Origin of the sequence: Steroidobacter flavus (assembly GCF_042651805.1) — a bacterium.
GTDB classification, from domain to species: domain Bacteria; phylum Pseudomonadota; class Gammaproteobacteria; order Steroidobacterales; family Steroidobacteraceae; genus Steroidobacter; species Steroidobacter flavus.
In genome coordinates, this window is sequence record NZ_JBHSDU010000003.1 from 2,897,708 (window position 1) to 2,921,202 (window position 23,495).

The window sequence follows — 23,495 nt, forward strand, 5'->3', positions numbered from 1 at the left end:
ACATGAGTCTCGTGAAACGCGCGTGGCAATGCCGCGCACGCGCCTGGGTTGCTGCGTCCTTGTTGTTTGTATCGGTGGCTTCGGCCACCGATACGGGTTCGCGCGGCGCGACAGTTCAGGACGCGATCAATATGGTCCGCATTCAATATGCGGTTACGCCAGACGACAAGGTCGCCGCGATCTCCGATGATGGAACGCAGGCCGCGTTCGTGACTTGGCGCGGCGATCTGGCGCGTAACACCAACGTGTACGAGCTGCGCACGGTCGATCTGCGGCCGCCGCTGAAACAACAGAGCTCGCGCGTGGTGCTGACTCGTTTGTTTCCAGGCGATCAGCTCGATCAAGTGGCTTCGCCGATTCAGCAGTTGCGCTATCTGAAGGGCAACAAGGTGCTGACGTATCTTGGACGGGATGCGGCGGGAGTGGCGCAGGCCTATCGGCTCGACCTCGCCACTGGCGAAGAAACGCAGCTCACGAAGCATCCGACGGCAGTGCGAACGTTCACCGTCGATGCCGACGGCAAGCTGCTGGGCTTCTCTGCAATAGCATCGGCTGACGACGGGACGGCCAAGCGGCTCGAGGAAGACGGTGTGTTCCTCTGGGAACCCGGTGTGTTTTCGTTCGGGCAGACGTTTTTCTCGGCGTCGCCGGCGCTGATCCGGCTCAAGCAGGTGGATGCCGTGCGCCAGTTTTTCCTGACTGCGAACGGGCGCGATCAACTGATCTTCGACTCGCGACAGAGCCGGCCCAAAGCGCCGTTGGATATGAAAGATCCGAAGGTGGCGAGGGCGCCCAGTCAGTCGCTGGCGGAAGATGCAGTCCTCGGTCATTTCAGTGTGATGCCCGCCGCGCCGAACGGTCGGCAAATGCTGCTGTATCCGTATCTGGTCGCTGAGCAGCCGCTCCACCCGGAGCGATATGCGTACTACATGTCTTCGCACATGAATGAGTTCGGGCGTCGCATCGCTGCCCGTGTCGGTGTCATCGACGTGGCGACTGGAAAGATCGAGCCGCTGCTCGATGCGCCGAGTCCGCAATTCGAGCGTTATGAAAGCGGTCCGCCGTTGTGGTCGCCCGATGGCAAGTCCGTCGTGGTCTATACCTTGTTCCCCGACCGTCCCGCCGATGCGCCGGCGTGGGTCGAAGTCGATCTCGCCACTCGTCGCATCGTTCCTCTCGGTCTCGCGAAAGATGCGCGGCCGGTGAGCTGGGCTGCTGACGGGCGCACCTTGGTCCTGAGTATCAATGGGGACAGCTTCAGTCAGATCCGACGCACTGGCGACGGCAAATGGAGCCGGCCGACGCAGCCCGGGCGCGCGAATGGTTTCAATGCTGACTGGTCCGTCGCTGCCAACGGCAAAGTGGTGCTCGGTGTGAGCGATGCCTTGCGCACGCCGCCGGATCTCACTGCTTACGATCCAGCCACCAAGCGCAGCATCCGACTGACGGACCTCAACCCTCAGCTCGCCGAGATCCGTTTCGGCGAAACCACCGCGTATCACTGGCGGAGCAAGCCGACCGATCCGGCCGACGGATTTCTGGTGAAGCCCATCGATTACCAGCCCGGCAAGCGGTATCCGCTGGTCGTCCTGCTCGATGACAACACGTTGCGCTTCGGCAATGCGCCGTTTCTATTCGACGGTGTCTGGCAGCTGAGCAGCCACGCGACGCAAATGCTGGCCGCGCAAGGTTTCATGGTGCTGTACAAGCGCGAGGCGTCGATGCGTGACGTGATTGAGACTCCCGCTGAAGCCGAGCGCGTTCGCGAAGACATGGAGCGGGTCGTCGCTCAGCTGGATCGCGAGGGGTTGATCGATCCAGCGCGTGTCGGTGTGTCCGGTTGGAGCCGCGCCGGTTACTACACCAGCTATCTGGTGATTCATTCGTCCATCAAGTTCGCCGCAGCGATCAATACCGACGGCGGCGCGTCCGAGTACACCAATGGCATGCGAGCGTTCACCGACAAGGAACTGTCGCAGATTCGTACGCCGGTGATGTTTCAGTCGCATGGCCTGTGGAGCTTGGTCTATCACGGCGCCATGGCCGATCGCATGAATCAGCTGGACCGGCCCGCCGAGATTCTTTATTTCGAAACGGCGTCGCATACGACCACGCGTCCTCAGCATCGCTTGCGCTCGCTCGGCAGCAGCATCGACTGGTGGCGGTTCTGGCTCAAGGGCGAAGAAGACCCGGATCCCGCCAAGGCCGCGCAGTACTCGCACTGGCGTGAGTTGCGAGCGGTGCAGGAACGTCAACTCGAACGGAGTTCATCGCGATGAGCCGCTTGAAACATTCTGGGATTGCCGGCGCCGCGCTCGCGGTCGCCTTGTCATGGTCCGATGCGGGCGCTTCTGCGCCGGCGTTCAAGGTGAGCCCGGCCGATGCGTTTCCCATCGATCTGGCGTTCTCGAGGCGCGAGTTTCTGTACAACCAGAATCTGGTCGCGTCGCCCACGGGCAATCAGGTGGCCTATGTGGTGATCACGCCGCCGCCGACTCAGCCGCAGTCCGATCGGTTCTTGCCCAACGGCACGCCGACCACTGCGATTGGCGCGAGCATCCATGTCGTTGCGACGGATGTGTCGAAGCCGTCGCAGGCACCGGGCATCTGCAGCGGCAAAGGCAATCAGTGGGCGCCGTCGTGGTCCGCCGATGGCAAGCAACTGGCGTTCTACTCGAACGCCGACGGCCTGGTGCACGTGTGGACGTATGAGCTCGCCACGCAGCGCTGTCGTCGTGTGTCCAATGCAGTGATTCGCGGCACCGTGTTCTCCGGTTCGGAGCCGAGGTGGTCGCCGGACGGAGCGACGTTGTATGTGCCGCTCGATCCGAATCCGCCGCAGTTGTCGTCAAACACAGCGAGCGCTGTTCCCGTCGCTGAAAAGCGCGGACCGATGGTGCTGTTCGGGGGCAACGAAGGCGGCGCTTCGGTGTCCGCGCGCGATGGCCAGTCGGGCTCCAGCGACGATTGGATGATGAAACAGTACAACGCGGCGCTTGCCGCGATCTCGGTGGACAGCGGGGCAGTGCGCACGCTGGTGCCAGCCGACCACGCGACGCGTCCGCACCGCCTGGAGCTGTCGCCTTCCGGGAAATGGGTGAGTTACAACTCGGTGATCTATCTACCGCAGAACATTTCCACCGAGAGCGTGATGGATCTGCTGGCGTTGCCAGCGCGCGGCGGAGAGCCCAAGCCCCTGGTCAAGGCGATGCGCAGTTCCGAGCACACCGTGAACTACACGCGCCTCGACTATCGCTGGCATCCGGAGCAGGATCGTTTGTTCTATCTCAAGGACGGCGGTGTCTGGTCGATCGACTTCGACGACAACGGTCCGGGCGAGCCGCGTCGTCTGGCACCTGAATTGGCAGAGCTGGCGCCGGCCGTGCTTTATTTCACGTCGGATGCGAAGTCATTGATCGTGGGGCTGGAGCCGCAAGGCACGGGGCGCGATCGTATGCCGCAGCGATTGGCCATCGTGCCGCTCGATGGCGGGCCGGTGGTGCAACGGAAGTTGCCTGACCTGAAGGACTGGCAGTTCCTCGATCTGATTCGCGCCGATGAGGATTCGGTGTGGCAACCGGATGCGCGTTCCATCGTGGCGGTGATGCGTGACCGGCGCACCGGCGAGGTGGCGATGGTGCGAGTCGATGTGACTTCCGGCGAGACGACGGTGCTGGCCAAAGGCATGTATCGCACGCCGTTCTTTGCAGCGACTGGCGGACAGCGCCAGCTGGTTGGCATCTACGAAGACATCGCCACGCCGCCCGACTTGTATCGATTCACGACCAAGGCAACGCGCGCTCAACAGTTGTCGATCATCGAGCCGAAGCTCGAAGGTCGGCGCTATGGCACGGCGGAAGTCATCGAGACACGCACGCCTCAGCACGATGGCTCGCTGGCTAGTGTGAGAACCACGATCCTGTTGCCGCCGGGCGCGAAGCGCGGCGATCGTCTGCCCGCCATCGTGATGATTTACTCCGGCTCAGATCTATCAACGCGAGCGAGTGTCTTCGGCGGCGGTATGGGCAACACGGTGCCGAGTCAGGTGTTCACGAGTCGCGGCTACGCGGTGGTCATGGCGAACATCGTGCTCGCGCCCGAAGGCATCGGCAGCTATCCCGCGAATCAGATGACCGACGAAGTGCTGGCGCAAGCGTATGCGGCGGCCGATGCCGGCTACATCGATATCAATCGTCTCGCTGTGAGCGGTCAATCGTATGGCGGCTACAGCACCGGCTCGATCGTCAGTCACACCAACTTGTTTCGTGCCGCGATTCCGGTGAATGGTTGTTTCGATCTCGCGGCGTTTTACGGCGGCATGCAGGACGGCGGTAACAGTCACTGGGTGCGTTGGGCTGAGAAAGGGCAGGGCCGGATGGGCGATAGTCCGTGGGCGAATCCCGCGCGCTTCATCGACAACTCGCCGTATTACCGGATCGATCGGATTCATACGCCGCTGCTGATCGTCGCCGGTGAAGCCGACGAGACGGTGGCGTACCAGGAGTCGAAGAAATTTTTCGTTGGCTTGCGGCGCATGGATCGGCCGGTGCAGCTGGTCGTGTATCCCGGCGAGGGGCATGTCATCGCGACGTGGACGAAAACGAATGCGGTGGATGTCAGTCAGCGCATGCTGGAGTTTCTCGACAAGCATCTGCGTTGAGGACTGCGTCACAACCCAGGCCATTCAGGCGCAGCTTTCGGGTGGTCCGTCGCTAGACTTATGGCAACGGACCACTTCGTAGGGAAAGTCAGCGCCGATGGCATTTCGCGTCAGCTTCGATCTCGGCGATGCCGATCTGCAGCACCTCGCGGAAGTCGCGCAGGTTCGGCAGACGGCAGCGCGTGCGCAACCCACTGAGCGCATCGTTGCTTCGGCACGCGAGGTTTATTTGAAAGGCTCGCAGGCGCATCTCGCCGACTTCGTGAAGGAGCGTTACTCGCGCCTGGGCACGATGCTGGAAATGGTGGACGACGCCGAATGGCGACTTAGCGCCGAAGACTCACAACGGTTGGTGAATGCGCTGGCGTGTTTCACCGAGCCGGCGTCGGGTGCGTCCTCGGCGCTGCTCGATCAGGCCATCATGATCGAGCTGGTCAGTCGTGACCTGCATCACGATCTCGAGGCCTATCGCGATTTCTGTAAATTCCGCACGGCGCAGATCGCCAAGCGTCATACGCCGCCCGGCGCGGATCGCGAACAATGGTTGAGTCAGCGGCGGGAGTCGCTGCAAAAACGAATGCATACACGTCGTAAGCGCGACCTGGATGCGGCCGCGGGACCGGTGCGGCGCCTCTTTTCCCTATTCGGGCTTTAGCCCGTCATCATCGGCGTAACGGGCGTTTAATCATCCGCCTGATAGCGCCTCATAGCGCACGGCGGTTATTACATAAGCCTTCAGTCCGCCTGGAACTTCCACGCGGACTTCGTCATCCAAGCCTTTGCGCAACAGGGCGCGGCCCAGCGGCGAATCCATGCTGATGTAGCCTTTGGCAGCATCGAACTCGTCCGGGCCCACGATGCGGTATTCGCTCTCGACGCCGTTGTCGTCTTCGAGCGTCACCCAGGCGCCAAAGAATACTTTGGATGAATCCGAAGGGGGCTGGCTCACGATCACCATGCCATCGAGTCGTTGCCGCAGAAAACGTACACGGCGATCGATCTCGCGCAGCTGTCGTTTGCCATAGATGTATTCGGCATTTTCAGAGCGATCGCCCTGCGCGGCGGCCTCTTGAACCGCCTGCGTGACTTGCGGGCGCAGGACGCGCCACAGATGGTCCAATTCGTCCTTGAGTCGTTGTGCACCGACAGGAGTAATGAACTTTGAACCCTTGGGTTGAGGCGGTCTGTATCGAGACATGTGAGCTGGTTTGCCAAGCTTTCGTAAGGCCGTCGCTGATAACGTCAAACGCGGGAAATTCTGTGGAATCCTTCACGGTAGCGGCACCGGCCGCTCTCTACTCTGTCATCCCATGAGCATCAAGTACTACACACACTTTCTACTGCAGGAACGGGCTCCCAAGGGCATGAGCGAGTTCCGTGGCGTCGTTGAAGTGAACCGCACCTTGCTGCGTGGCGACCTCAAGGAAGCCGCCACGGTGCTGGCCAAGAACTTCGAATGCGACACCAAGGATATCAAGGTTCTGCAATGGTCCCGACTGCATTGATGGTGTAGCGCTGTCTCCTCGAATCCCCTAGCGGGCTTTACTTCCCTTCAGAAAGTCCGCTTCTCTGCCCCGAGCCACAAGCTCGGGGTTTTTTTTGCCCCTCAAGAATGTAAGAGGCTCAGTGACTCGCGCCGCCGGGAGGGGGATGTGTTCTCCCGGCACCGGTCACGCCCGCAGCGCGTTGCGCCGCTAGGCGCACGTCCCTGATGAGCCTGTCGGAAAACACGTCCCTGTATTTCCAACTGCCGGGAGAACACATCCCCCTCCCGGCGCCGCCGAGGCGTCGGTTCGCGTTGCTGCCGACGAGGAGAGGAGGGAATGCGCGCGGCAGCGATCAACGCTCGGGTTCCCTTTCCTTGCCGTGCTGAACCTCTGCTTCGATAGCAAGGTATGCTTGCATGCATGCCGATCTATTCCGAGAACAGCTATCGCTCGCGTGACGGGCTCAAGCTCTACTACCGCGACTATCCGGGCGACATGAAGAAAGTGCCGGTGGTTTGCCTGCACGGCCTGACGCGCAATTGTCGCGATTTCGAAGCGCTGGCATTGAAGATCATGCCGGGCCGGCGAGTCATCACGCCGGACTTTCGCGGGAGAGGTCAGTCGCAGTACGACTCGATGTGGATGAACTATCACCCGATGACATACGTCGACGACATGTGGCTCTTGCTGCACGAACTCGGCATCGATCATGTCATCGCAATCGGCACATCGCTGGGCGGTCTGGTCGCGATGTTGATGGGCGCGGTGAGGGCGCAAACGTTCGCGGGCATCGTGCTCAACGACATCGGCCCGGAAGTCGATCCCACCGGCGCGGCGCGGATCCGAAGTTACGCGGGCCGCTTCCCGCCGCCACGTAGCTGGGAGGACGCCATCGACCAGATGAAATCCGTCTTCGGCGTCGCGCTGCCCGATTTCACCGAGCAGCAGTGGAGCGACTTCGTGCGTCTCTCCTACAGTGAAGACAACACTGGCTCGCCCCGGCTCGAAGCCGATCCGCGCATCGGTGACGCGGTACGCGCGATTCAACCGCCGCCGGGTGCGTCACAAGGAATGTGGCTGGCGTTTAATGCCCTGCGTGAAACGCCGACGCTGGCGATCAGAGGCGCGCTTTCGGATCTCTTATCCGTGGATGTATTCGACCGTATGCAGCGTGAGCATCCGAGCTTGCAACGCGTGACGGTGAAGAACAGAGGCCACGTGCCGCAGCTCGACGAACCGGATGTTCGCACGGCGCTCGATCAGTTCCTGGCGGAGTTGCCATGAGTTTCAAAGATCATTTCTCCGGTCACGCCAGTGCCTACGCGAAATATCGCCCCGACTATCCCCCCGAACTGTTCGAGTATCTCGCCTCGTTGACGCCCCACAGAGATGTCGCGCTCGACTGCGCCACGGGCAGCGGACAGGCAGCGGTGGGGCTGGCGGAGCACTTCGATCTGGTGGTCGCGAACGATGGCAGCGTGTCTCAATTGCAGAACGCCGAGCGACATCCGCACGTTGCATACATTGGCAATCTCGCCGAGCAGCCGGCGCTGCGCGATGGCACCGTCGATCTGGTGGTCGCCGCGCAAGCCGCGCATTGGTTCGATCACGATCGCTTCTATCCCGAAGTGAAGCGCGTACTGAAGCCGGGCGGGGCGCTGGCGTTGTGGACCTATGGTCTCGCTGACGTTGAGCCGCAGGTCGATGCAATCGTCCGGCACTTCTATAAAGACGTGGTCGGCAGCTACTGGCCGCCCGAGCGGCGCTGGGTCGAGACCGCGTATCGCGATCTGCCGTTTCCGTTTCAGGAGCTCGGCGCGCCGCAATTTCAGCTGCAGTTGCAATGGGACCTGGACAGCTTGATCGGCTATCTCAACACCTGGTCCGCCGTGCAACGCTACAAGCGCACGACCGGCCAGGATCCCTTGCCCGCTCTGCGGGCCGAGATGGCGCCGGTGTGGGGCTCACCCCTGCAGACCAGAACGGTGACGTGGCCGTTGCATTTGAAGATCGGGCGCGCCTGAACGTCGCCTTGGCCGGACCGCTCCATCGCATTGGAGCATCCATCGCATCGCCGCTCTGTTCAATCGCCGCTCCGAAGGTCGGCCGGGCCGCTATGATCGCGGCATGAACGCCAAACCTTTGCTTGCTGCGTTGAGTTGCGCCGTCGTTCTTGCCGCCTGTTCGAGCCCGCCGACCAGCGCGCCAACGTCCGCGCCGCCGACGTCGACCCTGCGTTCCGGCGTCTACAGCTCGAATCTGGATAAAGCCGTCCGGCCCCAGGACGACTTCTATCGTTTCGTGAACGGCGTGTGGCTCACCAACACCACCATTCCGGCCGATCGTTCCAACTACGGCACGTTCTCGCTGCTCGAAGACGGTGCCGAGCAGGATCTCAAAGTCATTCTCGAAGAAGCCGCGGCGGCCAACGCGCCGGTCGGCTCGGACGCGCAGAAGGTCGGCGACTTGTATGCAAGCTATCTCGATGAGGCCACTATCGAAGCGCGCGGTCTGACGCCGCTCGCGGCCGAACTGAAGCGCATCGACGAGGTGAAGACCAAGCAGGATGTCGCACGTTACATCGGCTACGGCCAGCGCATCTCGGTCCGGCATCCGTTCGTTTATTACGTTTCCGTCGACCGAAAGAACTCCAGCCAGTACACCGGCGTCATCGCGCAGAGCGGGCTGGGCATGCCGGATCGCGACTATTACCTGTCCGGCGATGAGCGCTTGAAAGGCATCCGCGAGAAGTATCAGGTCTATGTGAAGGATCTGCTCGCCGCGGCGGGTACGCCGAAGGCCGAGAGTGTCGCGGGCAAGATCGTCGACATAGAGACGCAGCTGGCGAAGTCACATTGGACGCGCGTGCAAAATCGCGATGCGCAGAAAACATACAACCGTTACGAAGTCGCGACGCTGCCCAAGCTCATGCCGGGCTTCGATTGGAATGCTTTCTTCGCCGGCGCACAGATTCCGATGGACAAGACGCCGGCGCTGGTCGTGGTGCAGCCGAGCTTTTTCGAAGCGCTCGGCAAGGTGATCGCGACCACCCCGGTGGCCGACTGGCGCGGCTACTTCCGCTACAAGCTGCTCAGCACTTACGCGCCCGATCTGCCGAACAAGTTCGTGCAGCTGCACTTCGACTTCACTCAGCGCACGGTGTCGGGCATCGAAGAAGTGAAACCGCGGTGGAAGCGGGCGGTCGATACCGTCGACGGCTCACTTGGCGATCTGGTCGGCAAGATGTATGTGGAACGTCACTTCAGCCCGGATGCGAAGCGTCGCATGGACGAGCTGGTCTCGAACCTGCTGACGGCCTATCGCCAAGGCATCGATTCACTGGAATGGATGACGCCAGCCACCAAACAAAAAGCGCACGCGAAGCTGGAGAAGCTGACCACCAAGATCGGCTATCCGTCGATGTGGCGCGACTGGTCCGACCTGGAGATTCGTCGCGACGATCTGGTCGGCAACGACCTGCGCGCGTCCGGCGTCGTGTTCGATCGTAATCTGAGCAAGCTGGGCGGACCGATCGATCGCACCGAATGGCTCATGACCCCGCAGACCGTCAACGCTTACTACAACCCGCCGACCAACGAAATCGTGTTCCCGGCGGCCATCCTGCAGCCGCCGTTCTTCAACGTCGCCGCCGAAGACGCCATCAACTACGGCGCGATCGGCGCGGTCATCGGTCACGAGATCAGTCATGGCTTCGACGATCAAGGCCGACGCTATGACGGCACAGGCAACCTGAACGACTGGTGGGCGCCGGAGGACAACGCTGAATTCACGCGTCGCGCCAAACAACTCGGCGCGCAATACAGCGCGCTGAGCCCGTTGCCCGGCCTGTTCGTGAATGGCGATCTGACCATGGGAGAGAACATCGCCGATGTCGCGGGGCTCGCCATGGCGTATCGCGCATGGCAACTGTCCTTGCATGGCAAGCCCGCGCCGGTCATCGACGGCTATACCGGCGAGCAGCGCTTCTTCATTGGCTGGGCCCAGGGCTGGGCGCGCAAATATCGCGATGACGAGTTGCGGCGCCGGTTGCTGACCGACCCGCACAGCCCCAGCGAGTACCGCACCAACAATGTGGTGTCGAACGTGCCGGAGTTCTACGCGGCCTTCGGCGTCAAGCCGGGCGACAAGATGTACAAGGCGCCCGCCGACCGGGTACGGATTTGGTGAAGTCGCCGGTGACTTTGCCGCATTCGCCGGTACCCGCTTGAAAGTTGGGGCGGATTTCCCCAATTTAACCTTCGCTGTCGGCGGAACTCTCACCGAGGTCGGGCGGTTTCGCTGACGGGTCTCAACGACGACTACTATGAAGGGCTCCGTCATGCATGTTCTGCGCATAGGTTTGCTGATGCTGCTCGGCGCGCTGTTGACCGGGTGCGGTTACAACCGGTTGCAAACGCAGGACGAGCAGGTGACCGCGGCTTGGTCGGAAGTGCTGAACCAATATCAGCGCCGCGCCGATCTGGTGCCGAACCTGGTTAATACCGTGAAGGGCGCCGTTCAGTCCGAGAAAGACATTCTCGACAGCGTGGTGGAAGCGCGTGCCCGCGCCACTTCGATTCAGGCCACCCCGGAGCTCATCAACAATCCCCAGGCGTTCCAGCAGTGGCAGGCCGCGCAGGGCGAGTTGAGTCAGGCGTTGTCGCGACTCATGGTGGTCGTGGAGCGCTATCCGGAGCTGAAGTCCATCTCCGGCTTCGACGATCTGCGTGCGCAGCTGGAGGGCACCGAGAATCGGATTGCCGTCGCGCGCAAGCGATACATCGACGCGGTGCAAACTTATAACGTCACCGTGCGCTCGTTCCCGACCAATCTGACGGCGAAGGTGTTCGGGCACGATGTGAAACAGAACTTCTCGGTGGAGAACGAGCGCGAGATCGCCCGTCCGCCGGCGGTGGATTTCGGTCGCACCGAGTCCGGGCCGCAGCAGCAACAGACTCAACCGCCGCAGGTTGAGAAACCCGGCTGAAGCCAACACCGAGCCCAGCGCGAACCTCCTTAGATGACCGCCTTCGCCATTTCCCGCGGACGCCTGCCGGCGCCGCGGGCTGCTCGTGCCTCGTTACTGACGCCCTTGCCGGCGCCACGGGCTGACCTCTCTTTGTCGACGCTGCTGCCGGCACTTCGAGTAGCGCTTTCTTGGTTGCTGTCGTTGGCGTTGCTACTGCTGGCAGTGACTGCCTTTGCGCAGACGCCGGTGCCGGCGCCGCCGACCGACGCACCGGTGCTGGATCTCACCGGCACCTTGCGGCCCGAAGAAACGGCGGCGTTGAAAAGCCGGCTGCTCGAATTCGAGAAGCAGAAGGGCAGCCAGATCGCCGTGCTGATCGTGCCGACCACGCAGCCCGAGTCGATCGAGCAATATTCCATTCGCGTCGCCGATCAATGGAAGGTGGGACGCGCCGCGCCGGATGACGGCGTGATTCTGTTGGTCGCGAAGAACGATCGCGCGGTGCGTATCGAAGTAGGCACCGGTCTCGAAGGCGCACTGCCCGACGTCATCGCCAGTCGCATCATCTCTCAGGTCATCGTGCCGCACTTCCGCGAAGGCGATTTCTCCGGCGGTATCAATGCGGCGGTGACTCGAATCATCGCAGTGATCGAAGGCGAGCCGCTGCCCGAGCCCGAGCGGCGCTCATCACAGCCCCAAGGATTGGGTGGCATTGGCAACGCGCTGCCGATCCTGCTGATGTTTGTTTTCATCGGCAGCGGAATATTGAGAGGCATGCTCGGCCGCGTCGGCGGCGCTGGCGCAACGGCGGGCATCGCCGGTCTGTTGATGTGGTTCCTGACCAGCATCATGGCGCTGTCCATCGGCGCGGCCGTGCTCGCGTTTCTGTTCGCGTTATTCAGCGGCGGTGGTTTCGGTGGCGGCGGCGGGCGCGGCTGGAGCAATCATCGTCGCGGCGGTGGCGGCTGGGGCGGAGGCTTCGGCGGCGGAGGTGGATTCGGTGGTGGCGGCGGCGGTTGGAGCGGCGGCGGTGGCGGCTTCAGTGGCGGCGGCGCTTCGGGTCGGTGGTAATCAAATATGAATTTCACCCGACTCAACCGACACATCCTGATGCCTCATCGCAGTCTGCGTCGCGCCTTCGACGAGGCCGCGCTGAACGACATCGAGAAGGCAATTACCGACACCGAGAAGACCCATGGCGGCGAGATTCGTATCGCGCTCGAAGCGAGCCTCGAGCCGTCCGAGTTGTTCAGCGATCTGGCGCCTCGTCAGCGCGCCCTGCAGGTGTTTTCCCAATTGGGCGTATGGGACACCGAACTAAACAACGGCGTGCTGATCTACGTGCTGTGGGCGGATCGCGACGTCGAGATCGTCGCCGATCGTGGCTTCAATGGACGGGTTAGCGCCCAGGAATGGGCTGAGGTGTGTCAGCGCATGGAGCAGCTGTTCAGCCAGGGCTCGGCCGCTGCCGCCGTGATCGCCGGCATTCAGGCCACGGGCGCGCTGATTTCGCGACATTTCCCGGGTGGGGATCGCAACGAATTGCCGGATCGGCCGGTGCTGTTATGAGCGTCGGCCCGGTGACGCCGAACAGGAACGGAAATGGAAAAACCGGGCTCAATAAGGTAATAAGTACGCCTATGAATGCGTCGTTCCGTCCCGTACTAGGCCGTCTGGTCTTGCTGGCCGCGGCCCTAGTAGCCGCCGGTTGCCAAGTCACCAGACCGGTCGAACCGCCTCCGCCGCCGCCCGCGCCACCGCCGATCGAGGCGCCTGTGGCCACGCATACGTTCCGCTTCGATCCGAAGCATGACGAAGTGGTGGGCGAGCTCCAGATTACTCACGTGCAGGGCGAGGACACGCTCTCCGACATCGCACGGCGCTTCAACGTCGGCTATGAGGAAATTCTGCGCGCCAACCCTGGCGTCGATCCGTGGCTGCCGGGCGTCGGTCGCGAGATCGTCGTGCCGACTCAGTTCATCCTGCCGGATGCGCCCCGCGAAGGCCTGGTGGTAAATCTTGCACAGCTGCGCGTCTATTACTTTCCGAAGCCCGCCAAGCTGAAGAAGGGCGAAGTCGATGACGGCATGCGCACGGTCATCACGCATCCGATCGGCATCGGCAAGATCGGCTGGCAGACGCCGGAAGGCAGCACCAAGGTCACCAGCAAGCAGAAGAATCCCACCTGGACGCCGCCAGCCTCAGTTCGCAAGGAACACAAGGAGAACGGCGATCCGCTGCCGGCTCGTGTGCCGCCGGGCCCGGACAATCCGCTGGGCGCGTACAAGATGACGCTCGGCTGGCCGAGCTATCTGGTGCACGGTACGAACAAGCCCTACGGCGTCGGCATGCGCTCGAGCCATGGCTGTATCCGTTTCTATCCCGAAGACATCTCCGCGCTGTACGACCAGATTCCGGTCGGCACCAAGGTGACGGTCGTGAACCAGCCGTTCGTGTTCGGCTGGCAGAAGGATGCGATGTATGTGCAGGTGTTCCCGGTGCTCGAGGACGATCTGCGCGAGCATCCGAAGAGCGCCCAGGAGTTACTCACCGCCGGCATCAACGATAAGTTGTCGCAGAAGTTGCAAGAGCATGCGGCCGCCGTCGACGCCGAGCTGTTGAATCAAATCATCGCTCAGCCGCGTGGCATCGCCATGCCGATCTCGCGTAGGAATGTGACGGTCGAGACCTACCTCGCCGCCGCCCGTCATGTGGAGAACCGCGTGCCCGAGGGCGCGACCTGGAACTACACCGAAGAAAATCTGTTTCTCGCCGAAGAATTCGAAGCGGTGCGCAACGGCCAGCCGTTGCCCAAGAAGACGCCGCCGAAAGTCAAAAAGACTGCCGCGAAGCCTGCTGGCGCCGCCAGCGGCTCCTAACTCCCAGCTTTCCCTGCGACCGGGCGCCCGCTTGAAGCGGCGGGCGTCCGGCCGCATATCGTGCGCAGGTTAGCTGCGTTCGAATGCTCCCGCGTGTCCCCAGCAATCGCTCCACCGACCTAGAGTCAACTTTATGAAACGCATATTGCTGTTCGTCGCCACCAACGTGGCCATCCTGCTGGTTCTCAGCGTCACCCTGCGCCTGCTCGGCGTGGATCGGATTCTCAACGAGCAAGGCACGGGCCTGGATTTCAACAATCTGCTGATCTTCTCCGCGATCGTGGGCTTCAGCGGCTCGCTGATCTCGCTGGCCATCTCCAAGTTCGTCGCCAAGCAGAGCATGGGCGTGCGTGTGATCGAGCAGCCGAGCAATGCCACCGAAGCCTGGCTGGTCGAGACCGTGCGCAAGCAGGCCGAAGCCGCCGGCATCGGCATGCCTGAAGTCGGCATCTTCGATGCGCCCGATATGAATGCATTCGCCACCGGCGCGAATCGTAACAATGCGCTCGTCGCGGTCAGCAGCGGGCTGCTGCGTGGCATGTCACAACGCGAAGCCGAAGCGGTGCTGGCGCACGAAGTGAGTCACGTCGCGAACGGCGACATGGTGACGCTGACATTGATCCAGGGTGTGGTGAACACGTTCGTCGTGTTCCTGTCCCGCGTGATCGGTTACACGGTCGACAAAGTCGTGTTCAAGACCGAGCGCGGTCATGGGCCGGCCTTCATGATCACCACCATCATCGCGCAGCTGGTGCTGGGCATTCTGGCCAGCATGATCGTCATGTGGTTCTCGCGTCGTCGCGAGTTCCGCGCCGACGCGGGCGGCGCCAACCTGGCCGGTCGCGAGAACATGATCGGCGCGTTGGAACGCCTGCGTCATGGTCATTCCACGCCGCTGCCGGATTCGATGCAGGCCATGGGTATCAGCACGGAGAAGAAGCCCGGAGCGATGGCGCGCCTGTTCATGACTCACCCGCCGTTGGAAGAGCGCATCGCTGCGCTTCGACAGGCGGCATAACAGAAGCCATCCGTTTCTCTACGACGGCGGCCGGGTTTCAGGACCTGGTCGCCGTTTTTCTTTATCTGCCTGGTACTTTTCATCGAAACGTCATGTAAACGCCATACGCTCCGCGCCATCGTTTAGCAACGAGTGCCGGCATGCGCATCTTGATGATTTCGGATGTTTATTTTCCGCGCATCAATGGCGTTTCCACTTCGATCCAGACCTTCCGGCGTGGCCTGCATGCCGCCGGGCACGAGACGGTGCTGATCGCGCCGGAGTATCCCGTCGAATATTCGGACGCCGGCCAGGAGCCCATCATCCGGGTGCCGTCGCGTTATCTGCCGCGAGACCCCGAAGATCGTATTCTGAGACAGGACGCGCTCCGCAAGCTGAGGCCGGAGCTGAAGCGCCGCAGCTTCGATCTGGTGCACATCCAGACGCCGTTCATCGCTCACTACTATGGGGTCAGCGTCGCCAGGGAGCTGGGCATACCGGTGATCGAGACCTATCACACGTACTTCGAAGAGTACTTGCATCACTACGTGCCGCTGATTCCCCGGTCGGTGATGCGCTTCGTCGCGCGTCGTTTCACCGTGTCTCAATGCGCCGCGCTCGATGCGCTCGTCGTGCCGTCGCAGGCCATGCAGAAGGCATTGGAAGATTACGGCGTGCGTTGTCCGATGCACATCATTCCAACCGGCATGGAGATGGAGCGTTTCGCGAGCGGCGACGGTCGTCGGTTTCGCGAGCGTCTGGGCATTCCCGCGGATCGGCCGACGCTGGTGCACGTCGGGCGCATCGCTCACGAAAAGAACATCGACTTCCTGTTGCGAATGTTTGCTCGTGTCGTGAAGAGCAAGCCGGAGGCCATGCTGGTCGTGGCCGGCGAAGGGCCCGCGCTCGAGCACTGCAAGTCGTACGTCGAGTCGTTGAAGTTGTCGGCCAACGTTCGCTTCGTCGGTTATCTGTCGCGCGATCGCGAGCTGCCTGATTGCTACAACGCCGGCGACTTGTTCGTCTTCTCCTCGAAGACAGAGACGCAAGGCCTGGTGCTGCTCGAGGCGATGGCCTGCGGTACGCCCGTTGTTTCCACCGCGTACATGGGCACGGCCGACATCGTGAAGCCCGAGCGCGGCGCTCGCGTTGCACCGGACAACGAAGATGGCTTTGCGAATCTGGTCGTCGAATTGCTCAACGACCCGGCCCGCCGTCGTGCCATGACGGAGCAGGCCCGGGAGTATGCCGCCACCTGGTCCGCCACGGCCATGGCCGGTCGCATGGCGGATCTATACAAGTCGATGATGTCGACGGGCGGCGAGCGGTTGGCCACGGCGGGTACCGCCCGATATTAAATCGGCGCCATATTCTTCCGACCTCGCGCCGTGCGGAACCATTGCGGCTCCGGTCCGTATAAGCTCTACGGACACGAATACCGCCTGGGGTGACGTCATGCGTTGGCAAGGTCGGCAAGGCAGCTCGAATGTTGAGGATCGGCGTGGTGTCCGCTTCGGGCGCGCCGGCGGCATTGGTATCGGCACCATCGTGCTGGCGCTGATCGCCATCTACTTCGGTCAGGACCCGTCGGTGGTCCTGCAAGGGGTGCAACCTTCGGCGCCCACGTCCGAAGAGGGGCCGTATCAGGAAACGCCCGAGGAAGGTCAGCTGCGCGAATTCGTCAGCGTGGTGCTGGCGGACACCGAAGAAACATGGGGCGACATCTTCAAGCAGATGGGGCGCACCTATGAACAGCCGAAGCTGGTGTTGTTCTCCGGCGCGGTTCAGTCCGCTTGCGGGTTTGCCGAGGCGGCGGTCGGGCCGTTCTATTGCCCCGGCGATCACAAGGTCTATATCGATCTGTCGTTCTATCAGGAACTGCAGACTCGCTTCGGTGCGCCGGGCGATTTCGCGCAGGCCTATGTGGTGGCGCATGAGATCGGCCATCACGTGCAAACGTTGTTGGGCATCTCCGAACAGAACATGGCGGCGCGCCAACGAGCCAGCGAAGCCGAAGCGAATGCCTTGTCGGTGCGGCAGGAGCTGCAGGCCGATTGTTTCGCCGGCATCTGGGCTCACAACGCCGATCGCTCCCGTCAGCTGCTCGAGCAAGGCGATATCGAGGAAGGTTTGAATGCCGCGGCCGCCATCGGCGATGACCGGTTGCAGAAACAGGCTCGCGGCTATGTGGCGCCCGAGTCGTTCACTCATGGCAGCTCGGAACAGCGAGTGCGATGGTTCAAACGCGGTCTGGAGACCGGTCAGCTGCAGGCTTGTGATACTTTCGGCACGAAACAGTTGTAAACAGTTGTAGCGCCTGTCAATAGCTATGATAACTTACGCTCCGCACACACCTGGGGAGGTTCGGTGCGGGAGCAGCTCGCTGGTATCCAGTTCGCGGCAACGTCGAGTGCGGAGCAACCCATTGCACGCGCCAGCGCGCAACTGACCGCGTTTGTCGGACGCACCCTTCGCGGCCCGCTGCATCAACCCATCGTCGTCCGCAGCTTCGCGGACTTTCAGCAGCACTTCGGCGGCTTGTGGCAGCCGAGCCCCCTTTCTTACGCGGTCGAGCATTTCTTCGAGCAGGGCGGTCGCCAGGCGGTGATCGTTCGGGTCGCGAATGCGGCCGCGCCGGTGACTTTGTCTTTGAAGTGCGGTCGCGAGACGTTGCGCCTGGAAGCGCGAGCCCCCGGCACTCGTGAGTTTCTGCGAGCTTCGGTCGACTACGACCATGTCGAGAGCGGCGACGAGCAAAGTTTCAATCTGGTCATTCAACGGGTGCGCTCGCCGGGCTCCGAACGGGTCGAGGAACAGGAAACGTTCCGCGCCCTGTCGGTTGATCCGCAGTCGCCCCGGTTCATTACTTCGGTGCTACTGGAGTCGGACCTGATGCGGGTGCGCGGCAATGTGCCCATGGCACGGCCGGATCGCACGCTCATGCCGGGCACCAATTTGCCGGTGGGCTATGTGAGCTCCAACCCCGACGGCGACGATGGCAAGCCCATCACCGACTATGACATCATCGGTTCGGCGGCCCGAGGCACGGGCTTGTTTGCTTTGGAAAGCGTCGACGATCTGGCGTTCGTCTATATCCCGCCGCTCGCGCGGGTCATCGATGTCGGCGTGAGTGCGTTGCTGGTGGCGACCCGGTTTTGCCGGGACAAGCGGGCGATGCTCATCGTCGATCCGCCGTCGTCCTGGGAAAGCGCTCCCGAAGCGATTCGCTCGCTCAAGGCGCTCGACTTCCGTAGCGATAACGCGCTGCTGTTCTTTCCTCGGATCTCAGCGATGGATCGGCTGCGGGGGCGGGTCGAGGTCTTTGGGAATGGCGGGGCGGTGGCCGGGTTGTTGTCCCGCTCGGGTGAGGCGGTCGCGGCGGCAGTGACTGAGCGCGAGCCGGAGCCGATGCTTCGCTCCAGCGCCAAGCTTGCTAAAGAAATAAACAGCTCTGACCGCTGGTTGCTCGCGGCGATGGGCGTCAATGTATTGCAGTCGGTGCGCAATCCCGATCGCGAATGGCCCGCGCTGCGGACGTTGGCGTGCGGCGCGAGTGCGTCTTCGGATTGGTCTTATCTGGCGCAGCGGCGCTTTTCTTTATTCGTTATCAACGCTATCGAGCGCGGTACTCGCTGGTGTGCGGGATCGCCGAACGCGGCGAGCACCTGGATGCGCGTGTCGCGACAGATCTCGAATTTCCTGAGCGAGCTGCGGAGTGCGGGGGCGTTTGCTTCGGTGCCGGCGGATCAGGCGTTCCTGGTCATTTGTGATGAGCGCATCAATGACGAAGCGGATGGCATCAACATCCTCGTGCAGTTCGCGGCGACCCATGCCGGCGCTTATCACAGCTTCATGCTGACCCATCGGCCCGGCGGCGCCACGGTGCGGCCGGTGATGGTGAACCGCTTCGAGGCGACGCTCGTGGTATCGCGCGAGCTGGAGCAGGAGATCACCCTGCGGCTCACGCCCAAGGACGATCTGATCAGCGTGCTGGCTTTGAATTGACCGGCGTCGTTTTCTTCCACAGCACTTCCTGTCCGTTCTCGTGCCGTGCCAGCACTCTGGCGACGACGAACAGCAGATCGGACAGACGATTCAAATAACGCGTCACTTCCGGCGCGATGTCTTCCTGCTTCGATGCGGCCCATGAGCAGCGCTCCGCCCTTCGCGTAATCGCGCGTGCCAGGTGACATGCCGACGCGGCCGGCCCACCTCCGGGCAGAATGAATTCCTTCAACGGCGGCAACGGCTCGTTGAACTTATCCAACGTGTCCTCCAGTGCATCGATATGCGCCGCCGTGATCACCCGATACCCCGGCACCGCCAGCTCGCCACCCAGATCGAACAACTCATGCTGAATCTGCGTCAGCGCAGTTGCTACATCCGCCGGCAGATTAGGTACAGCCAGAATCATCCCGATCGCACTGTTCGCCTCATCCACCGTCCCATACGCCTCAATCCGCGCATGCGTCTTCTCAACCCGCGACCCATCGCCCAATCCGGTCGTGCCGTCGTCGCCGGTGCGTGTATAGATTTTCGAGAGGCGGTGGCCCATGTCAGTGCTCGTCAGTGGAAATCGAAAGGCTAACCTTGCCCGGATCGGAGGGGATTGTCGAATCGGCACGCGGGCATGGCGAAGAATTTCCTTTAATCGGTAAATTTCACTGATGGGTTGGTTAGTTTATTGTAAGAAAAATCAATGACTTATTGATTTATAGAAGAGCGGCATTCTTTATTCTTGAATTGAGAATATTGACTCGTATGGCCGGCCTGCTAGGGTCCCCGGGCGGAGGCGGCTTTCTCAATTCAAGAATCAAGAATATGGCGCGACGGAGCACTCAACAGCTGGTATTAAAACCGCAGGATCTGTACGTCCTGCTGGCCTTGCTTACCAGCGACGAAGATCGTCCAACCTATGCGCGACTTGCTGCTCGCACCGGATTGGCGGTATCGGCAGTGCACGCTTCTTTGAAGCGGGCCGTCGCTGCCGGACTGGCAGTCATTCGTGATGGGCGGCCATCCGTGCTCAGGCCGCAGCTCAAAGAATTTGTTCTCGGAGGCGCCAGATATGCATTCCCAGCAGTGCTCGGTCGGATGGGACGCGGTGTTCCTACTGCATATGCCGCTGAGCCATTGAAGAGTGTGATCGCGGCGTCCAATGACCCGATCCCCGTTTGGGCTCATAGCAGTGGCAAGGCACGTGGTGTGAGTTTGGCTCCCCTGTATCCCACCATTCCCGAAGCGGCTCCGAGAGACGCGGATCTCTACGCCGTCCTTGCCCTATTCGATGCATATCGTTCCGGTCAGGCGCGCGAGCGCGCGGCCGCGCAGAAGCTGCTGGAGAAATATTTCAGTGGCGCTGCGTGACCCGAATGTCGCGAAGCTGCAATTGGTCGCCCGTGCGCTGGGCCCGTTGCGCGAGCAAGTCGTGTTCGTGGGCGGATGCGCTGTCGGTCTGCTGATAACAGATGAGGCTGCGGCACCAGTGCGGGCCACGCTGGATGTGGATCTCGTGGTCTCGGTGTCGGCGCTATCTGCATATCACGGCCTTGAAAAAGACCTCTCCACGCTCGGATTCAAACGAGACATGAGTGCCGACGCGCCCATTTGTCGCTGGCGCTATCGAGGATTGGAGGTCGATGTGATGCCCACGGATCCTGGCATTCTCGGTTTCTCAAATCGGTGGTATCCGCTCGCGGTGAGCAGTGCGCAACCGTTCAAGCTGCCGGACGGCGATGACATTAGATTGATTGCCGCACCGGTCTTCGTCGCGACCAAATTTGAGGCGCATGCGGACCGCGGCTCTGGCGATCTGCTCGCGAGCCACGATCTGGAAGACATCGTCAATGTCATTGATGGCAGGCCGGGGTTGCTGAATGAAATCGCGACGAGTCCACGCGAGTTGCGTGAGTATCTCGCGCAACGCTGTAGAGCTTTGCTAGCGACGCCGCTGTTCGCCGAGTATCTGCCGGGCTTGATTGCGCCTGGAGAAGATCAAGCCGATCGTGCGCAAGGGGTTCACGAGCGAATTCAAGCGATCGCCAGTTAGATCGCGAGCCTCGCGAATTGCGCGAGCTTTTCAATATCCAACGATTGTTCGAGCTGGCGAGCGACGGAGTCGATGGCTTGCTCGACCCGGTGGGCGTAGTCCTCGTTGTTGGATTGGGCGCCGAGGCGGGTGAGGAAGGCGGAGCGGAAGGTGGGGGAGTGGAACAGGCCGTGGATGTGGCAGCCGAGGATGCGGGCGTCGGGGGAGGAGGCGCCGTCGGTGGTGCCGTTGTCGAAGCGGATGAAGGGGCTCGACGTGGCAGCGGGGCCGGTGGAGAGGCCGAGGTGCATTTCGTAGCCGCTGATTGCTGAGCCGGTGATTAGGTCTGTGCCGGTGATGGCGCGGAGTTGTTTGTCGCCGGTCATGGTCGTGGTGATGTCGAGCAGGCCGAGGCCACGGGTGGAATCGAGATGGCCTTCGATCCGTTGAGGATCGAGCACGACGTTACCGAGCATTTGATAGCCGGCGCAGATACCGAGCACGCGTCCGCCACGGCGAACATGAGCGAGCAAGTCGATGTCCCAGCCTTGGGAGCGGAAGAATTCGAGATCGGCGATGGTCGCCTTGCTGCCGGGAAGAATGATCAGGGTCGCGTCGAGCGGCAACGGTTGACCCGGCGGAATAAACATCAGCTCGACCTGCGGCTCCGCGCGTAGCGGATCGAAGTCGTCGAAGTTCGCGATATGAGGCAGGCGGGGGATGACGATACGAATGCGGCCTCGGTCGGCGGCACCCAAAGGCGCAACGCCCGACTGATCGAGCTGCATGGCATCTTCCGCCGGCAGTGCGCCGGCATGATGCAACCACGGCACGACACCGAGTCGCTGCCATCCCGTGCGACCTTCGATTGTCCTCAGCCCGTCATCGAACAAACTCGCATCGCCTCGAAATTTGTTGATGATGAATCCGCGAATGCGAGCCCGATCCGCCTCGTCGAGCACCGCATGTGCGCCGACCAGCGAAGCAATCACATGACCGCGGTCGATATCGCCGACCAATACGACAGGGACATCGGCCGCGTGGGCAAAGCCCATGTTCGCGATGTCGTGCGTTCGGAGGTTTGTTTCGGCTGGACTGCCGGCGCCTTCGACGATGACCAATTCAGATTCTTGCTGTAACCGGCGGAAACTCTCCACCGCGATCTGTAACAGCTCCCGCTTGTCACGCCCATGCGCGCTGGCCTGCATGACACCCTGGCGGCGACCGCGAACGATCAGCTGCGAGCCGATATCACTTTGCGGTTTCAGCAGCACAGGATTCATATCGACCGTCGACGGCGTTCGGCAAGCGAGGGCCTGCAGCGCCGTCGACCGCCCGATCTCGCCACCGTCCGGCGTGACGGCCGCATTGTTGGACATGTTTTGCGGCTTGAACGGCCGCACGGTCAGGCCGCGATTTGCGAACAGACGGCACAGCCCGGCGACCAGCAAGGACTTGCCGACATCCGAGCCGCAGCCTTGAATCATGATCGCGGGCATCAGCCGTTCGCCTCTGTCGCGAATCGCAGCCATCAAGCAGCCCCCGTCGCGAATCCCACGATCATCGCGGCGAGCCACAGCAGGCCGCACGCGATCACATAGATGCGCAAGCCACGCTTGAGATCATCGACTGTCGGCGAGGAGCCCGCGCCGAAGATCGGCCGTTCATGCATGACGCCGTCGTAAGCGGTCGGTCCGCCGAGGCGAATGCGTAGCGCGCCTGCCATCGCAGCCTCGGGCCAGCCCGCATTGGGCGACGCATGTTTCGGCGCATCTCGCCACATAACTAACAATCCACCGCCGCCAGCAATGGCGAGCAGGGCGCCCGCGAGCCGGGCGGGAATGAGATTCACGAGATCGTCGGCACGCGCCGCGGCCCAGCCGAACATTCGCCAACGCGGCTCGCGATGGCCGATCAAGCTGTCGGCGGTATTCAACGCCTTGTAAGCAAACAAACCGGGCAAGCCCCCGACGAACAACCAGAACGCCGGCGCAACGATGCCATCGTTAAAACTCTCCGCGAGACTCTCCAGCGCCGCGCTGGCCACATCGGATTCGTTCAGCGACGCCGTATCGCGCCCCACGATCTGCGCGACCTCACGGCGTGCCGCAGCCAAATTACCGTCGACCAGCGGTCGAAGCACAGCGCGAACGTGAGTGTACAAACTGTGCTGGGCCAAGCCGGTGCTGGCCACCAGGACCACCAACGCACCACCGAAAGAAACGTTGCCGGCCAACGCTTGAACAAGATAGCCAACGCCAGCTGCGCCGCCTGTCACGATCACGACAGTGACGATGCCCAGTAGCCGACGCGTCAGATCACCATACTCAGGCCGGTTCAACCGACGCTCCAGCGCGGCGAGCGCGACACCGATCCAAACGACGGGATGTCGGATCGCGCGATAGATGGCATGCGGGTAGCCGACGCAGGCTTCGACGATGAGCGCGGCGACCAGCAGCCAGGGATCGAACATGG

General features: G+C 62.1%; 21 protein-coding genes. 17 read left to right on the forward strand and 4 right to left on the reverse strand.

Going from position 1 to position 23,495, the window contains the following annotated elements:
* Positions 1-2 precede the first annotated feature (2 nt).
* From ACFPN2_RS18255 to ACFPN2_RS18265, 3 genes are all read left to right on the forward strand, one after another.
* On the forward strand, positions 3-2,279 hold the full coding sequence (locus ACFPN2_RS18255) for a hypothetical protein (protein ID WP_380599047.1): 2,277 nt from the start codon (positions 3-5) through the stop codon (positions 2,277-2,279).
* Positions 2,276-4,660, forward strand: coding sequence for a S9 family peptidase (locus tag ACFPN2_RS18260; RefSeq protein WP_380599049.1), 2,385 nt, complete (start codon positions 2,276-2,278; stop codon positions 4,658-4,660). The genes ACFPN2_RS18255 and ACFPN2_RS18260 overlap by 4 nt, the downstream gene beginning before the upstream one ends.
* 97 nt (positions 4,661-4,757) lie before the next feature.
* The gene (locus ACFPN2_RS18265; RefSeq protein ID WP_380599051.1) at positions 4,758-5,315 is read left to right on the forward strand and encodes a hypothetical protein; all 558 of its coding nucleotides are present in this window, start codon (positions 4,758-4,760) and stop codon (positions 5,313-5,315) included.
* Between the two features lie 30 nt (positions 5,316-5,345).
* Here ACFPN2_RS18265 and greB read toward each other — a convergent pair whose 3' ends face one another.
* Entirely contained in the window at positions 5,346-5,858 is a 513-nt protein-coding gene (gene greB, locus ACFPN2_RS18270) for a transcription elongation factor GreB (RefSeq protein WP_380599053.1), read from the reverse strand.
* A 112-nt stretch (positions 5,859-5,970) separates the two neighbouring features.
* Here greB and ACFPN2_RS18275 point away from each other — a divergent pair, with 112 nt between their 5' ends.
* The 12 genes from ACFPN2_RS18275 (at position 5,971) to ACFPN2_RS18330 (ending at position 18,997) form a co-directional block, all read left to right on the forward strand.
* Positions 5,971-6,165, forward strand: coding sequence for a hypothetical protein (locus ACFPN2_RS18275; RefSeq protein WP_129776659.1), 195 nt, complete (start codon positions 5,971-5,973; stop codon positions 6,163-6,165).
* Between the two features lie 402 nt (positions 6,166-6,567).
* Entirely contained in the window at positions 6,568-7,431 is an 864-nt protein-coding gene (locus tag ACFPN2_RS18280; protein ID WP_380599055.1) for an alpha/beta fold hydrolase, read from the forward strand.
* Positions 7,428-8,171, forward strand: a complete 744-nt coding sequence (locus ACFPN2_RS18285) for a class I SAM-dependent methyltransferase (protein ID WP_380599057.1) — start codon at positions 7,428-7,430, stop codon at positions 8,169-8,171. Before ACFPN2_RS18280 ends, ACFPN2_RS18285 begins: the two co-directional genes overlap by 4 nt.
* 103 nt (positions 8,172-8,274) lie before the next feature.
* On the forward strand, positions 8,275-10,335 hold the full coding sequence (locus ACFPN2_RS18290; RefSeq protein WP_380599059.1) for a M13 family metallopeptidase: 2,061 nt from the start codon (positions 8,275-8,277) through the stop codon (positions 10,333-10,335).
* Between the two features lie 151 nt (positions 10,336-10,486).
* A complete protein-coding gene (locus tag ACFPN2_RS18295; protein ID WP_380600173.1) occupies positions 10,487-11,134 on the forward strand; it encodes a LemA family protein in 648 nt (215 codons plus the stop codon).
* Positions 11,135-11,167: 33 nt separating this feature from the next.
* The gene (locus ACFPN2_RS18300) at positions 11,168-12,187 is read left to right on the forward strand and encodes a TPM domain-containing protein (RefSeq protein WP_380599061.1); all 1,020 of its coding nucleotides are present in this window, start codon (positions 11,168-11,170) and stop codon (positions 12,185-12,187) included.
* Between the two features lie 6 nt (positions 12,188-12,193).
* Positions 12,194-12,685 (forward strand): TPM domain-containing protein, encoded by a 492-nt coding sequence (locus ACFPN2_RS18305; protein WP_380599063.1) that lies wholly within the window; start codon positions 12,194-12,196, stop codon positions 12,683-12,685.
* A gap of 206 nt (positions 12,686-12,891) precedes the next feature.
* Complete coding sequence (locus ACFPN2_RS18310; protein ID WP_380599065.1) at positions 12,892-13,995, forward strand: L,D-transpeptidase family protein; 1,104 nt, start codon at positions 12,892-12,894, stop codon at positions 13,993-13,995.
* Between the two features lie 133 nt (positions 13,996-14,128).
* A complete protein-coding gene (htpX, locus tag ACFPN2_RS18315) occupies positions 14,129-15,013 on the forward strand; it encodes a protease HtpX (protein ID WP_380599067.1) in 885 nt (294 codons plus the stop codon).
* A 140-nt stretch (positions 15,014-15,153) separates the two neighbouring features.
* Entirely contained in the window at positions 15,154-16,350 is a 1,197-nt protein-coding gene (locus ACFPN2_RS18320; protein WP_380599068.1) for a glycosyltransferase, read from the forward strand.
* Positions 16,351-16,447: 97 nt separating this feature from the next.
* Complete coding sequence (gene ypfJ / locus ACFPN2_RS18325) at positions 16,448-17,296, forward strand: KPN_02809 family neutral zinc metallopeptidase (RefSeq protein ID WP_380599069.1); 849 nt, start codon at positions 16,448-16,450, stop codon at positions 17,294-17,296.
* 63 nt (positions 17,297-17,359) lie between these two features.
* On the forward strand, positions 17,360-18,997 hold the full coding sequence (locus ACFPN2_RS18330; protein WP_380599070.1) for a hypothetical protein: 1,638 nt from the start codon (positions 17,360-17,362) through the stop codon (positions 18,995-18,997).
* On the opposite strand, the gene ACFPN2_RS18335 is transcribed toward ACFPN2_RS18330, so the two are convergent.
* Positions 18,975-19,547: a cob(I)yrinic acid a,c-diamide adenosyltransferase gene (locus ACFPN2_RS18335; RefSeq protein ID WP_380599071.1), complete on the reverse strand. Its 573-nt coding sequence runs from the start codon at positions 19,545-19,547 to the stop codon at positions 18,975-18,977. The genes ACFPN2_RS18330 and ACFPN2_RS18335 overlap by 23 nt on opposite strands.
* Before the next feature lie 650 nt (positions 19,548-20,197).
* Here ACFPN2_RS18335 and ACFPN2_RS18340 point away from each other — a divergent pair.
* Positions 20,198-20,359 carry a hypothetical protein gene (locus ACFPN2_RS18340; RefSeq protein ID WP_380599072.1) on the forward strand — a complete coding sequence of 54 codons (162 nt, stop codon included), beginning with the start codon at positions 20,198-20,200 and terminating at the stop codon, positions 20,357-20,359.
* Positions 20,346-21,041, forward strand: coding sequence for a hypothetical protein (locus ACFPN2_RS18345; RefSeq protein WP_380599073.1), 696 nt, complete (start codon positions 20,346-20,348; stop codon positions 21,039-21,041). The genes ACFPN2_RS18340 and ACFPN2_RS18345 overlap by 14 nt, the downstream gene beginning before the upstream one ends.
* Here ACFPN2_RS18345 and ACFPN2_RS18350 read toward each other — a convergent pair.
* Both ACFPN2_RS18350 and cbiB read right to left on the reverse strand, forming a co-directional pair.
* On the reverse strand, positions 21,038-22,519 hold the full coding sequence (locus ACFPN2_RS18350) for a cobyric acid synthase (RefSeq protein ID WP_380599074.1): 1,482 nt from the start codon (positions 22,517-22,519) through the stop codon (positions 21,038-21,040). The two genes, ACFPN2_RS18345 and ACFPN2_RS18350, sit on opposite strands and share 4 nt — an antisense overlap.
* 32 nt (positions 22,520-22,551) lie before the next feature.
* A complete protein-coding gene (cbiB, locus tag ACFPN2_RS18355) occupies positions 22,552-23,493 on the reverse strand; it encodes an adenosylcobinamide-phosphate synthase CbiB (protein ID WP_380599076.1) in 942 nt (313 codons plus the stop codon).
* Positions 23,494-23,495: the final 2 nt, after the last annotated feature.

Coding starts and splice junctions, on each gene's coding strand:
- ACFPN2_RS18255 (WP_380599047.1), top strand. CDS start 3: ATGAGTCTCGTGAAACGCGCGTGGCAATGCCGCGCACGCGCCTGGGTT.
- ACFPN2_RS18260 (WP_380599049.1), top strand. CDS start 2,276: ATGAGCCGCTTGAAACATTCTGGGATTGCCGGCGCCGCGCTCGCGGTC.
- ACFPN2_RS18265 (WP_380599051.1), top strand. CDS start 4,758: ATGGCATTTCGCGTCAGCTTCGATCTCGGCGATGCCGATCTGCAGCAC.
- greB (WP_380599053.1), bottom strand. CDS start 5,858: ATGTCTCGATACAGACCGCCTCAACCCAAGGGTTCAAAGTTCATTACT.
- ACFPN2_RS18275 (WP_129776659.1), top strand. CDS start 5,971: ATGAGCATCAAGTACTACACACACTTTCTACTGCAGGAACGGGCTCCC.
- ACFPN2_RS18280 (WP_380599055.1), top strand. CDS start 6,568: ATGCCGATCTATTCCGAGAACAGCTATCGCTCGCGTGACGGGCTCAAG.
- ACFPN2_RS18285 (WP_380599057.1), top strand. CDS start 7,428: ATGAGTTTCAAAGATCATTTCTCCGGTCACGCCAGTGCCTACGCGAAA.
- ACFPN2_RS18290 (WP_380599059.1), top strand. CDS start 8,275: ATGAACGCCAAACCTTTGCTTGCTGCGTTGAGTTGCGCCGTCGTTCTT.
- ACFPN2_RS18295 (WP_380600173.1), top strand. CDS start 10,487: ATGCATGTTCTGCGCATAGGTTTGCTGATGCTGCTCGGCGCGCTGTTG.
- ACFPN2_RS18300 (WP_380599061.1), top strand. CDS start 11,168: ATGACCGCCTTCGCCATTTCCCGCGGACGCCTGCCGGCGCCGCGGGCT.
- ACFPN2_RS18305 (WP_380599063.1), top strand. CDS start 12,194: ATGAATTTCACCCGACTCAACCGACACATCCTGATGCCTCATCGCAGT.
- htpX (WP_380599067.1), top strand. CDS start 14,129: ATGAAACGCATATTGCTGTTCGTCGCCACCAACGTGGCCATCCTGCTG.
- ACFPN2_RS18320 (WP_380599068.1), top strand. CDS start 15,154: ATGCGCATCTTGATGATTTCGGATGTTTATTTTCCGCGCATCAATGGC.
- ypfJ (WP_380599069.1), top strand. CDS start 16,448: ATGCGTTGGCAAGGTCGGCAAGGCAGCTCGAATGTTGAGGATCGGCGT.
- ACFPN2_RS18335 (WP_380599071.1), bottom strand. CDS start 19,547: ATGGGCCACCGCCTCTCGAAAATCTATACACGCACCGGCGACGACGGC.
- ACFPN2_RS18350 (WP_380599074.1), bottom strand. CDS start 22,519: ATGCCCGCGATCATGATTCAAGGCTGCGGCTCGGATGTCGGCAAGTCC.
- cbiB (WP_380599076.1), bottom strand. CDS start 23,493: ATGTTCGATCCCTGGCTGCTGGTCGCCGCGCTCATCGTCGAAGCCTGC.